Annotated in this window: 9 protein-coding genes and 1 tRNA gene; 8 read left to right on the forward strand and 2 right to left on the reverse strand. The window is 40.2% G+C overall.

The genetic code is table 11. The features are described 5' to 3' along the window. Window positions 1–51: 51 nt before the first annotated feature. The 8 genes from AC57BQ_RS07170 to AC57BQ_RS07205 all read left to right on the forward strand — a co-directional run bounded on the left by AC57BQ_RS07170 (window position 52) and on the right by AC57BQ_RS07205 (window position 9,030). Window positions 52–1,389: a nucleotide sugar dehydrogenase gene (locus tag AC57BQ_RS07170; RefSeq protein ID WP_496405624.1), complete on the forward strand. Its 1,338-nt coding sequence runs from the start codon at window positions 52–54 to the stop codon at window positions 1,387–1,389. Window positions 1,390–1,611: 222 nt separating this feature from the next. Beyond that, on the forward strand, window positions 1,612–3,015 hold the full coding sequence (locus AC57BQ_RS07175) for an undecaprenyl-phosphate glucose phosphotransferase (protein ID WP_496405625.1): 1,404 nt from the start codon (window positions 1,612–1,614) through the stop codon (window positions 3,013–3,015). A 1-nt stretch (window position 3,016) separates the two neighbouring features. Next, window positions 3,017–3,805 (forward strand): ABC transporter substrate-binding protein, encoded by a 789-nt coding sequence (locus AC57BQ_RS07180; RefSeq protein ID WP_496405626.1) that lies wholly within the window; start codon window positions 3,017–3,019, stop codon window positions 3,803–3,805. A 94-nt stretch (window positions 3,806–3,899) separates the two neighbouring features. Then, window positions 3,900–3,981 (forward strand) — tRNA-Leu (locus AC57BQ_RS07185). 238 nt (window positions 3,982–4,219) lie between these two features. Further along, complete coding sequence (locus tag AC57BQ_RS07190; protein WP_496405627.1) at window positions 4,220–4,969, forward strand: hypothetical protein; 750 nt, start codon at window positions 4,220–4,222, stop codon at window positions 4,967–4,969. A 181-nt stretch (window positions 4,970–5,150) separates the two neighbouring features. Further along, entirely contained in the window at window positions 5,151–6,146 is a 996-nt protein-coding gene (locus tag AC57BQ_RS07195) for an alpha-L-fucosidase (RefSeq protein WP_496405628.1), read from the forward strand. Between the two features lie 128 nt (window positions 6,147–6,274). Continuing rightward, the gene (gene efp / locus AC57BQ_RS07200) at window positions 6,275–6,835 is read left to right on the forward strand and encodes an elongation factor P (protein ID WP_496405629.1); all 561 of its coding nucleotides are present in this window, start codon (window positions 6,275–6,277) and stop codon (window positions 6,833–6,835) included. Between the two features lie 176 nt (window positions 6,836–7,011). After that, window positions 7,012–9,030 carry a M13 family metallopeptidase gene (locus tag AC57BQ_RS07205; RefSeq protein ID WP_496405630.1) on the forward strand — a complete coding sequence of 673 codons (2,019 nt, stop codon included), beginning with the start codon at window positions 7,012–7,014 and terminating at the stop codon, window positions 9,028–9,030. Between the two features lie 22 nt (window positions 9,031–9,052). On the opposite strand, the gene AC57BQ_RS07210 is transcribed toward AC57BQ_RS07205, so the two are convergent. Together AC57BQ_RS07210 and moeB are read right to left on the reverse strand one after the other, a co-directional pair. Beyond that, window positions 9,053–12,451 carry a DEAD/DEAH box helicase gene (locus AC57BQ_RS07210; RefSeq protein ID WP_496405631.1) on the reverse strand — a complete coding sequence of 1,133 codons (3,399 nt, stop codon included), beginning with the start codon at window positions 12,449–12,451 and terminating at the stop codon, window positions 9,053–9,055. A gap of 269 nt (window positions 12,452–12,720) precedes the next feature. Further along, window positions 12,721–13,773 carry a molybdopterin-synthase adenylyltransferase MoeB gene (gene moeB / locus AC57BQ_RS07215; protein ID WP_496405632.1) on the reverse strand — a complete coding sequence of 351 codons (1,053 nt, stop codon included), beginning with the start codon at window positions 13,771–13,773 and terminating at the stop codon, window positions 12,721–12,723. Window positions 13,774–13,787: the final 14 nt, after the last annotated feature.

Genomic DNA, 13,787 nt, shown 5'->3' on the forward strand with positions numbered 1-13,787 from the left:
GATTTGGCATCATAAAAAATAAATTATATTTACGATCTACAGCTATAAAAAATGATTGATCAATCGTCAAATCAATTCTCTAAAAAATTTGTACCACCAGCCAGTACTCATATCGCGATTATCGGATTAGGGTATGTTGGTTTGCCCTTAGCCGTAGAGTTTGCCAAAAAATATCCTGTAAAAGGCTTTGATATTAAGCAAAGCCGTGTTGATGAGTTGAATAAAGCCTTTGATCGCACCCTTGAGACAGATTCTTCTGTATTATCATCAGTATTAACAACAGATGCAGGGGCGGGTAAAGGCCTAATATTTACATCTTCCGTACAGGATATTGCCTCATGTAATATTTATATCATCGCCGTACCAACCCCGACTGATCAATATAACCGCCCGGATTTGAGCTTGCTGGTTAAAGCGAGTAAAAGTGTAGGGAGTGTACTTAAAGCCGGCGATGTAGTGATATATGAATCAACCGTGTATCCTGGTGCTACAGAAGATGTTTGTATCCCGGTATTGGAGCAAACATCCGGACTGAAATTTAACAACGATTTTTTTGCAGGATATTCACCGGAACGTATAAATCCGGGCGATAAAGTACACACACTTACCAATATTTTAAAAGTAACCTCAGGCTCAACAACCGAGGCCGCCGATTTTATTGACGGACTTTACAGGTCCATCATAGCGGCAGGAACGCATAAGGCTCCCAGCATAAAGGTGGCTGAAGCGTGCAAGGTTATCGAGAATTCGCAACGGGATATTAATATTGCCTTTGTAAATGAGCTGGCTAAGATATTCAACATGATGAATATTGATACTCATGCTGTTTTAGAAGCTGCCGGTACTAAATGGAATTTCCTGAATTTTAAACCAGGACTGGTTGGCGGGCATTGTACCGGTGTTGATCCTTATTACCTGGCACAAAAGGCGCAGGAGGTAGGTTATCATCCCGAGATCATACTGGCAGGACGCAGGCTTAATGACGGTATGGGCAATTACGTAGCCCTTGAAGTGATAAAACTGATGATAAAAAATGATATATCAGTTAAGCACTCCAATATATTGGTATTGGGTTTTACTTTTAAAGAAAATTGCCCCGACGTTCGTAATACCCGGGTTATTGATATTGTGAAAGTTTTAAGCGGCTTTGAGGCTCATTGTGAAATATATGATCCCTGGGCCGATCCACTTGAAGTTAAACAGGAGTATGATGTTGATACAGTAAAAGATATCCATAAATTGCGCGGAAATTACGACGCTATAGTTATTGCCGTAGGGCACCGGGAGTTTCTTGAATTGAATTACAGCGGGTTAAAGAAAAACGATTTATCAGTTATATACGATATCAAAGGAATTTTAGAAAAAGATCTTGTAAACGGGCGCTTATAATTCTTGCTTTTTTTATAAAAAAAGCTGTTTATAGTATTGCAATGTCTTTTGTTTTTGGTTAATTGTTTTATATTTGGTTTTGTATGGATTTTCTTAATTTATAATTTTGCGGGCAGCAACTTTACAGCTTTATTACCCGTTTAACATTCAACCTTCAGGTTGCTATATAAATAAATTATGCTAATTTTAGCGTGTGTTTTCTACTATAATAAGCTCTAATAAATGATTCACAGATACGCTACTTTTATTAAAGCAGTGAACCTTACCATTGACTATATTATACTTAATATAAGCATGGTGATTTCTTACTTCATCGAAGACAGATCGTATATTTTTTGGATAAGTAACAGGAAATATCTGCCTATTGTATTGGTGTTTAATTTAATCTGGTTACTATCTGCTAACATCACCGGTTTATATGAACATGTTTTAAACAAAGATTCTATAAAAACCTATCGTGGTGTAATTAAAACCTATCTCTTGTTTGTAAGTTTTATTTGTTTCACCATCATTATATTGATAGGGACAAAGGCTTATTTTATAACCCGCGAGTACCTGTTTTATTCGCTGGCATTGTTTGGCTTTTTGCTAGGGCTGTGGAAACTGGTGTTCCTCACCATACGTAAAAGTGACCGTGCTTCATTGATTGATACAAGGGCGGTAATTATTATCGGCGGTGGCAGGATAGGGTCAGATCTGTATAGTTTTTTTAAGCAAAACCCAGAACGTGGCTACAGCCTGGTTGGTTTTTTTGATGACAGCGCCGAGCATATTATGGATAGACGCCTTTATTTAGGCGGAACCGAGGATTGCATTAACTGGGTGCTCAATAATAAGGTTGATGAGATATTTTGCACCCTTCCCAATTCTGAAGCCCAAACTATCGAAAAGTTGATGCTTGATGCAGATAAAAATTTAATCAGGTTTAAATTTATCCCCGAGTATTATGATTATGCCAAGAAACCAACCTTTATACAAAGTTTTGGGCACATCCCGGTAATATCAGTAAGACCAGAACCTTTAGAGAATATGCTGAACCGGTCAATCAAGCGATTATTCGACGTAGCTTTTTCCCTGTTCATCATTTTGTTTGTTTTTAGCTGGTTGTTCCCTATACTGGCTATTTTGATCAAGCTGGAATCAAGTGGCCCTATATTCTTTGTTCAGGAACGCTCAGGCCGCGATAATAAGCCATTTAAATGTTACAAATTCCGTAGCATGCGGGTAAATAATGATTCCGATAAAAAGCAGGCTACACGTGGCGACTCACGTATCACCAAAACAGGGGCATTCATCCGTAAAACAAGCATTGACGAATTGCCACAGTTTTTTAATGTGCTTTTAGGTAATATGTCTGTAGTAGGGCCAAGGCCGCACATGATCAGCCATACGCAACAATACTCGCAACTGATAGATACTTTCATGGTAAGGCACTTTCTTAAACCTGGTATTACCGGTTGGGCCCAGATCAAAGGGCTAAGGGGCGAAACACAAACCACCCAGGCCATGTTGGAACGTGTTGAAGCTGATGTTTGGTACCTGGAAAACTGGTCGTTCCTGTTAGATATGAAGATCATCTTCCTAACTGTTTGGAATGTGGTGAAAGGCGAGAAAAACGCGTTTTAACATGGCTGTTTTTCACGATCAGCTCAATCGTGTGGTTAGTTTGCCGGCAGTTCCTAAAATGATCATATCTATAGTACCGTCACAGACAGAATTGCTGTTTCATTTAGGGCTTGATACCGAGGTTATTGGCGTTACCAAATTCTGTATTCATCCGGAGGATAAATTTAAAGCCCGAACAAAAGTAGGGGGTACCAAGCAATTAAATATTGATCAGATCAGGGTTTTACAGCCAGACCTGATCATTGCCAATAAGGAAGAAAATGAGCGTAGCCAGGTAGAAGAGTTGATGAACATTTGTCCCGTTTGGATAAGTGACATCTATGACCTCGATAGCACGCTGCAGATGATCAGTTCTATAGGCTCCCTTATAAACCGTGAAACGGAGGCCAATGCTTTATGCAGCGATATTGTTAGTCGCTTTAATAACTTGGCATTACCTGTTACAAATCTCAAAGTAGCTTATTTTATTTGGCGCAAGCCTTATATGGTTGCGGGTAGCGGCACTTTTATTGACAGTATGCTTAAAAAGTGTGGACTAACTAATGTCATTAATAAAGACCGGTACCCGGAAATAACTTCTCAGGAAATAATAGCAACTGATCCTGATCTGATCTTTTTATCATCAGAACCGTATCCCTTTAAGCAAAAACATATAGACGAATTTCAAACGCTGTTACCTAATGCTAAGGTCATCCTGGTTGACGGTGAAATGTTTTCGTGGTACGGCAGCCGTTTGCTATATGCCCCGGATTACTTTAGGACTATTATGCAAGCCTTAACATTAAATTAATGGCAACGAAATGAGGGGGATAGCTAAAAAACTAAAATTTTGTTTTAAAATTTAGCATTAAACACTATCTTTGCGACCTGTTAAAAATCCTAATGCGGAAGTGGCGTAATTGGTAGCCGCACCAGACTTAGGATCTGGCGCTTCACGGCGTGGGGGTTCGAGTCCCTTCTTCCGCACAACAGCTAAAAACCCGGTCAATTTGATCGGGTTTTTTTTGTTTGAAATAATGTGGGGATCGACTATAAGATAAATCAAATTAATTCCGGTCTCTTAGCGAGATACCCGCCTATGCCAGAGGATAGGAGCTGTAGTTTTAATTATAAATGCCTTATTAGCAAATAAATAACTTCTTTAGTGTAACAATTATCTGATAAATTATTTTTACATTTAATCTGCAATTAAACCGACATTATTATGAACAGACATGTCACTCTCGCATTTATTGCAGCCTCTCTTTTTATTGTAAGCTGCTCAAAAAAACATACCGCCGAACCGAACCCGCCACCGCCGCCACCTCCACCGCCGGCAAGCAAAGTTTATCTGCCAGTAAGTGTTTATGAATCATCAAACCGCGATACTACCAAACGTTTGATTTACACCCTTAGCTATGATGACAGAAACAGGATTGTACAAAACACCTATGGAACGAATGATACTGTCGGCTTCAAGTATGACGGAAAAGACCGTCTAATAGAATATGATCAGTACGACACTCATCAAACAATATTTAGCGCCTTGAAATTTGAATATACAAACGATAGTATAACAACGGTTTCAAGTTATATATCCGGCAAATTTAATGGTAACATTATCTATCACTTGCATAACGGTTTGCTTGTTTTAATTGATTATGGTAATGTGCGTCCAACCAATTATAAGTATGATGACAGGAAAAATGTTATTGAGTCGATGGGGTTTAGCTATACTTATGACACCAATAAGTCGCCATTTTCAATGGTTGCAGGCTTTTATCCTTTTTTTATGACCTATCATTTTGGATTAACCTATCCAGGATCAAATATCAATAACAAGCTTACTGATCCCCTAAATCAATGGACCCTAACTTATGCTTTAAATAAAGATGGTTTTCCAGTACAGATGCGTGTAGTGCAGGCAGGTACAATTACAATCCTATATTATTGGTATAATTATATTGTAAAGTGATCGCGGATGAAAATGAATATTACTACAAACCGAACCGTTATGGATCCGTACGGAAATTTGTAGGGGGAATAAATAAGTATTTATAATAATTAAACAGACAACATTTTTTTCTGTTAACGTTATTAAAGTTGATTATTAAACCATAACCAACAAATTGTGGTTGATCAGCAAACTATACTTTATGAAAATACAGGTAAAAAAATTATTCCTCTTAGTTTTAGTACTGACACAAATCAATTGCCTTGCAACTCCGGTAAAGAAAGTAAAGCGTGCCAAAAAAGCGCTTCATTTCGGGGTCTTTTTTCATTATTTAAACGGGTTGCAGAATACAAAGGCTCCATGGAACCAGGGCAAAGTAACCAGTTGGAATGATTGTGTAAATGATTTAAATGTTAAAAAAATAGCCGAAGAATTGGCCGCAATTCATGCAGATTATATGGTGATTACCAGCGAGCAAATTGATAAATATTTCTGCTTCCCCAATTCTACATACGAACAGCTAACCGGTTATAAACGTGGCGAAGCCACAAGTCAAAGGGATTTGATTTCTGAGCTGTATGCCGCGTTAAATAAAAAGGGTATAAAGCTATTTTTATATGTAACCGGTGATGGCCCCCGTGCTGATAACAAGGCAAGTTTAGCGCTGGATAATCCGAGTAGCAGGGCAGAAAATAAAGGGCAGTTTAAGGCAGATGAACGATGGGTGAAAAGTTGGAGCAGAGTAATAAAGAGCATTAGCCTTCAATATGGAAAAAAGGTAGCCGGATGGTGGTTTGATGGTAGTTATAATTTTATTGGCTACAACGATGCTTTATTGAAAAACTATCTGAACGCGGCGAAAGCCGGAAATAAGGAGGCGCTGGTTGCATTTAATTTTTTAGGTCCCAAAGATGTAGTCGGTATCAATACTATTGGCAATTATATAGGGGGTGAATCAGATAAATTTGAAAGTTTGCCTGCACCAGAATTTAAAACAAGTAATATAAAATGGCATATACTATCCTACTTAGGCAATGGCTGGGCTCAACCAGGTTTAAGATACACTGGCGACTATATGTCAAACTATATCAAAAAAATAAGATCGCTTAACGGAATGATAACTGTTGATGTATGTTTATTACGTGATGGAACAATAGATGCTACACAATATGATTTTCTGAAAAGATTAAAAATCTAATAAAGGTTTACTAAATAAACTTTATGATTCTTTATAAAATCCCTTAATATTGACGGTTCGAGCTTTAATTTTAGGTGATTAGCAAAGTTAATCTATCTTTGGGGCTTAAATTTTCTAATTATATTTTCATGGCAAAAGCATCCGAAATCAAAGTAGGTAATATACTACGCTTCAACGGCGAACTGGTAACCGTAACAGAAGTACTGCATCGTACACCAGGCAAAGGCGGAGCATTCTATCTGGATAAGTTTCGTAACATAAAAACAGGAAAAATTGTTGAAGCCCGCTTGGCTACCGACGAACAGGTTGAAATTTGCCGTGTAGAAACAAACGATTTTCAATACCTGTATGAAGATGGCGACGCCATGGTGATCATGGATAACACCTCTTTCGAACAGCATAATATCCCGAAAGCGCTTTTCGGGCCCGCGGTGAAATTCCTGAAAGAAGGAATGAGTGTGATCGTTTCGTTTGAAAGCGAAGAACCGATCATGGCCGTAGCACCCAACTTTGTGGAGCTGGAGATTACCTATGCCGAACCTGCCGTTAAAGGTGATACCTCATCTGGTGCGTTGAAAACAGCAACTACAGAAAACGGAATAGAAATTAAAGTACCTCTTTTTGTTAATCAGGGCGATAAAATAAAAGTTGATACCCGCACCGGCGAGTACGTTGAGCGGGCTAAATAGGTAAACACCCATCAATTTAAATTAAAACATAAAAAGCTCCTTAAGTAATTAAGGAGCTTTTTATGTTCAGCGGGGTTGAAGGGAGGAGACACCTGTAATCGCATAGGTAATATCTTCTCTTTGCCGTTTTACAGCCGAGCAAAAAAATCATTAACTTTAAACAAATCTTGCAGTTTATGAATAAAGCATTTTATCTGTGCGTTGCGTTAGTCGTTTTGAGCGCATGGAATTATCGGAATGATCACAAGAAAAGTTTTGTTGATGTAGCCGGAATTGACTCCCTGACAAAACCAGGCGACAATTTCTTTCGTTATGTTAACGGGCGCTGGTATGACACCGTCAAAATTGCCGGCGATCAAGCAGGCGTAGGTTCATATAGTTTCATGAACATCCCCCAAAGACAACTGTTGCAAAACATCCTGGACAGTGTTTCGAAAACCAAGAATAATATGGGAAGCGTTGAACAGAAGGTAGGTGATTTTTACGCTTCAGGCATGGATATGGCTATCATGAACCAACGTGGATACCAACCCATTAAGCTAATACTTGCGCGTATTAACGCCATTAACGACATACCATCGCTGACCAAATTCGTAGCAGCGGAACTAAAAAACGGGAACAGCTCGGTTATTAGCTTTGGTATTTATCCCGATAACAAAAACAGCAGCATCAACATTGCCCATGTTTCTCAAACTGGTATTGGTTTACCAGAAAGGGATTATTATTTTAAAACAGATTCATCTACGCTACTTATTCAGCAAGCCTATAAAAGATACATCCGCACCTTATTTCAATTAACCGGTAGTGATGTTGCCAAAGCTACTAAGGATGCAGATGTTACTTACAGCATCGAAAAACAAAATGCTGCATCGCATAAAACAAATATTGAACTAAGAGATGTAAACGCAAATTATCATAAAGTAGCAGTTGCATCCATCAGCAAAACACAAGCTAATATAGGTTGGGGAACATTGCTTGCCGGCTTAGGCGCAACAACCGACTCTATTGATATGGCTCAACCTGCTTATTACGATAAGTTAAATGAACAATTGAAATCAATATCCATAAATGACTGGAAAATCTATTTAAAAGCAAGTACACTCCAAAACTACGCAGAAACGCTTAGTAGACCATTTGTGGATGCCTCATTTGAGTTTAATAAAGTATTATCGGGACAAGCCAAACAAAAATCTCGCAGGCAGATCATGACCGAAAACGTTGACAATTATTTAGGGCAAGCCTTAGGACAATTATATGTAAAACGATATTTTAATGAGGACGCAAAAAAGCGTGTGCTTGCATTAGTAAATAATTTGCAAAAATCTTTCGAAAACAGGATCAATCATCTTGATTGGATGAGTGACAGTACCAAACAAAAAGCAAAAGAAAAACTATATGCTATTACCAAAAAATTAGGTTACCCTGATAAATGGCGGAATTACGATAAGGTGCAGATTAATAGAACCAAATACTTTGAAAATATCCTTTCGCTTAACCAAAACAGTTATAATTTTGAATTGGCAAAATTGAACAAGCCGGTTGATAAAACAGAATGGGGTACAACACCGTCTACGGTTACAGCTTACTATAATCCATCTTTTAATGAAGTTGTTTTCCCCGCCGGTATTTTGCAATTCCCTTATTTTGATTTTTCGGCAGACGATGCCATCAATTATGGCGGCATAGGGATGGTGATTGGCCATGAGATGACGCATGCCTTTGATGACCAGGGCGCACAGTTTGATAAGGACGGTAACGTAAAAAACTGGTGGACAAAGGAAGATTATCAAAAGTTCAGGGCGAAAACAAAACAGTTAGTTGATTTATACGGCTCATTTACCGTTTTAGATACTGTTCATATAAAAGGGGGCCTTACATTGGGTGAAAACACTGCCGATAATGGTGGCATTGCTATTGCCTATGATGCATTTAAGATGACGGAACAGGGAAAAGGCTCTGTAAAAATTGATGGTTTTACTCCCGATCAGCGCTTTTTCCTATCTATTGCAAGGATATGGAGGGTGAAAACAAGAGATGCATTTCTTCGCACCTACGTGAACACTAATCCGCACTCACCGGCTATGTGGCGTGTAAATGGCCCTTTAATGAATTTTGCCCCTTTTTATCAGGCATTTAATATACAGCCTGGTGATAAAAATTACAAACCAGAAAACCAAAGGGTAAAGATTTGGTAGTTAGCACAACCCATTCTGCACTCTAATCCGATAAAACATGCAAAGGTGTCAGCAAATCCAACAGATCTTCTCTGGATAGGGCTTTGAGGATGTTGGTATCTGTTTTAACCAAATCATGAACAAGATCTTTTTTGTTTTCCTGTATCTGCATGATCTTTTCTTCCACTGTTCCAGGGCAAATGAGTCTGATGGCCACAACTCTTTTGTTTTGCCCTATGCGGTGGGCACGGTCAATGGCCTGGTTCTCGACAGCCGGGTTCCACCAGGGATCGATCAAGTAAATATAATCGGCCTCGGTTAGATTAAGCCCTGTGCCGCCGGCTTTCAGGCTGATCAGGAATACCCTGCAGCTATGATCTTCTTGAAAAGATTGTACTACAGCTTCGCGGTTCCGGGTTTTGCCGGTTAACTGTACAAAGGAGATCTTCCGGCTGAGGAGTTCTTTACTCACCAGGTCGAGCATGCCGGTGAATTGCGAGAATACCAGTATTTTATGCTCTGGAGATTTACTTTCTATCTGCTCAATCAGGGTATCGATCTTAGCCGACTCTTTGCCCGGCAACCGGTCGCCACTCAATAAAACAGGCGAGTCACAGATCTGGCGGAGTTTGGTAAGCCCTTTTAATACGTTCATCGGGCTTTTCTTCAGTTCTTCATTGTTGATAGCCGAAATATATTCCCTGAACTCTTTTTCGTAAGCATCGTAGATCCGTTTTTGTTCGGCACCCATCTCACAATGCAGTACCATTTCTGTTTTCTCCGGCAAATCGCTGGCAACCTGCTCCTTGGTTCTTCGCAGGATAAAGGGTTTTATCTTTTTCTGTAATTCGGCAGCACGGATATTGCTCTTGAACTGATCAATAGGCGTGGAGTAAATGTCCTTAAAATATTGCTTACCACCCAACAGACCCGGACAAGCAAAAGATAGCTGACCGTAAAGATCAAAGGTGTTATTTTCAATAGGGGTGCCCGTCACTGCAATTTTGTTGCGCGATTTTAGTAAACGTGCAGCCTTATACCTTTGCGATGACGGATTTTTGATGTTTTGTGACTCATCAAGAAAGATATAATTGAAATGGTAGTCCTTCAGGAAACGAACGTCTGAAAGCATGTTTCCATAGCTCGTGAGAATAACTTCGTACCGGTCAAAATCATGTATTTCTTTTACCCGGTCGGCCCCATAAAGGGTATGTAAACGGATGGAAGGGGCAAATTTCTGTATTTCCTGCTGCCAGTTAAAGATGAGGGAAGTAGGTACGACGATCAGGTTGGTATTTTGGCTAACTTTTTTACGTTGCGACAGGATAAAGGCGATCACCTGGATTGATTTTCCCAGCCCCATATCGTCGGCCAGGCAGCCGCCAAAATTAAAATCGTCCAGGAAATTAAGCCAGTTTAATCCCTGCTGTTGATAGGGGCGAAGGGTACCCAATAGCTCAGCCGGTACATCAACAGGAGTAATGGTTTCAAAGCTGGTAAACTTCTCGCGGTAGCTTCTCAGATCCTGCTTGACTTCTTCTGCCAATACTTCGGCATCATAAAGCTCTTCAATGGCAGTAAAATTTATTTTAGGCGTATGTAAAGTATCATCGGTAACTACTTCGCCGGCGTTAAAATAACTTTCAAATTTGGCTACCCATTCGGCGGGGAGGATGCCCAGTGTGCCATCATCAAGTTGTACAAACTTACTTTTGTTGCGGATGGCTTTATGCAGGGATTTTAAACTCGCCTTTTTTTGACCATACTTGGCCTGTATAATGGTATTGAACCAGTTCATGCCGCTCAGCACTTTAATATCTATACTAATTTTGTAAGGACTAAGCCGGTTACCTTCTATCTCATTAAAACCCAATACGGTGATCTGTTGATTACGCCATTGTTCAAAAACATCCAGAAACCAATCCTCATTCAGGAAATGCTTTTTGTGCAGATAAAAATAGTACAGGTCATCATCAGCCTGTTCCTCAAAATAAGGATGCTGCCTGATCAGGCTGGCTATAAAGGCCTTTTCTGCAGGTTCATTACGCTGTACCAGGAACTCTTTCCCTTTGGCATCGGTAGCATAGATATTTCTTTTGGTACGCACCTGTATTTCGGCTTCCCCGTACCGCATTACCGGGATCAGCATCACATGGCTCCCAAAATCCGACAGGTAGATGATCTTTTCAGGATCCTGGTTAAAGCCCAACTGCTCCAGCTGCTTAGGTGTGGCAGTCTGGATATGCTGATATTTTACATCAATAGTATCCTCCAATTTACCCAGCCACTGGCTTTTGATCAAAGGATATTGGGATTGATGAACCAGGAGATTGCCTGGCCTTTGTTTCAGGAAACTCATCACATTCAGAGCCTGTAGGTTATCGGCCAGGTATAAGGTATCACCGTTCAGCAGAAAATAGCTGAACATAATGCGCTGGTCTTTCAGCGTGTGGCGTTCGCCATTTATATTGATATCAAGCGACAGTTCAAAAAAAGAACCGTCGGGTTTTACACGTAATTGCACTCCCTGAGGAAGTTGGGCTACATTGACCGGTATCAGGGAGGAAGCGTTTACCTTTTCGCCTTTCTCGGTATCCTGATAATAAAATGGATAACCCATTGGATTTTTGACGATAGCCCGCAAAGCAGCCAAGTCTGTTTCTGTTCTTTTACCGGTAAGGTTATTTTGAAACTTGCTGATACCGGTATAGAACTTCAGTTCCTCGTGATCGGTAGTTTTCCAGACCAGGTCCATAGGCTCCAGTCGGTTCAGTGGGTTTTTGAGCTTCCCTTCTTTGGTCAAGGCCGAAGTAAAAAGCTCAACATGTAGATATTTATAGTATTTGTGCTCACGGATGACCACAAAATATGTTTGTTCATTATCGGTTGGAGAAGAAACCGGTGCCTGTTCCGGCCCCGAAGATATCATCGTACGCAGGGTGTTCAGGCTTTCTTTGGTCACCGGGAAAAGATCGGGAGAGTGCGGACTGATCACCAGTTTATTAAAGAGCAGCTCGATCCGGAAAAACTGATCGGGGTCGGGCTCGTTTTCCAAACCATAAGGTATGGCGGCATTTTTTAATTTTTGATGGCGCAGCCGGGAATTGAAAAAAACGGCAAATTCTTCCTTTCGCAGAATGGTTTGTAATACCAGCGCTTCATGTTCACATAATTTCCCGGGCTCGCTTGTACAAGCGCAGGTGAGCAGCAATTGTTCGGCATCCTGTGATACCGTTACGGTAGGGAAGGCGGCATTTTTAGGTTGATGAAATACACCTTCGTTAACAGCTAAACTGATAGGTGAAAGGTATTGTCCTGCATCATCATCGGTATAGAAACCGGCCGGGTTGTGTTGCGCAATATCCCTGCTGGTCATCGATTCCAGGTTAGTGCCTCTGAAAATAAAATGATGGTTCCCGTCCTGTGTTTCTGTATCGCTCAATGTTTTGCCCTGTATAAAATTAGGAGAGCGAATTTAGGATAAAAAATAGATGTGCAGATGTGCGGATATGCAGATGTGCAAATGACACTAGGAAAATGACAAACTTATTTAATCACATGAAATACTTAGCCCCGAGTGGGTTTACATGTAAACCCACTATATGATGGTGAAATTTATTTAATTTATTGATTATCAGTTAAATAAATCAATATTAACCATGAAATGTGTAAATTATGTAAACCCAGTTTGTAACAAAATCTCCCGCTTGTTCAGGGGTTATGCCTAATCCCATTTTTCAAGCTGTATTTTTCATTTTTAAGATATGGTTCCATCAGGTGCAGGGCCATTTTACTTCTTTGGCCGCTCTGGCAAACGAATACCAGTTTTTTGTCGATAGGTATCATATCCGCAGATTCCTGTAATTCATACAATGGAATGTTTATCCCGCCTATATTATAATCATCAAATTCATAGGTTTCCCGCACATCAATGAGACAGATCTCATCAGGGTTTTCTGCCAGCCAACTGTTTAAAGTATCCATACTGATCTCGCGATCGATTAATATCGGCTGATTAATCGCCGGTGCTGAAATGGTTTGCTTTTGCTTGGTTATTTTATAAACACTTATACTGTTATCCAGCGCATTCATGCTGAACAGCTTGCCGGATAAGGTTTCGCCTATGCCGCAAATGATCTTGATAGCCTCATTGGCCATGTAAGCACCGATGATGCCAGGAAGCACACCGATAACTCCTGTTTCGGAACAATTGGGCACTTCGTTTTCGGGAGGAGGCTCCGGAAACAGATCACGGTAATTTGGGCCCTCCTGGTAATTGAACACGGATACTTGTCCTTCAAACTTAAAAATAGAACCAAATACCGAAGGCTTGTTTAAAGCCATACAGGTATCATTCACCAGGTAGCGTGTATTAAAGTTATCAGAGCCATCAACTACTATATCATATCCGCTGATCAGTTTTACTGCGTTATCGGGACTTACCCGTTCCTCATAAGCTATTAGCTCTACAAAAGGGTTTAACCATTCCAGCTTTTGTTTAGCCGTTTCGGCCTTGGGTTTTCCCACATCCGCAATAGAGTACAAGATCTGTCGGTGCAGGTTGCTGATATCTATCATGTCATCATCAACAATACCTATATGACCAACCCCGGCAGCCACAAGATATTGCAAAACCGGACAGCCTAAGCCGCCGGCACCGATCATCAGTACCCGGGCGGCTTTTAATTTTTCCTGACCAGTTATGCCTAATTCGGGTAATATGATCTGGCGGTCGTATAATTTCAGTTCTTCACGTTCCAACATTTTTTTAAATTTTG

This window comes from Mucilaginibacter sp. BGA-UO-ETr-C110 (assembly GCF_059567985.1).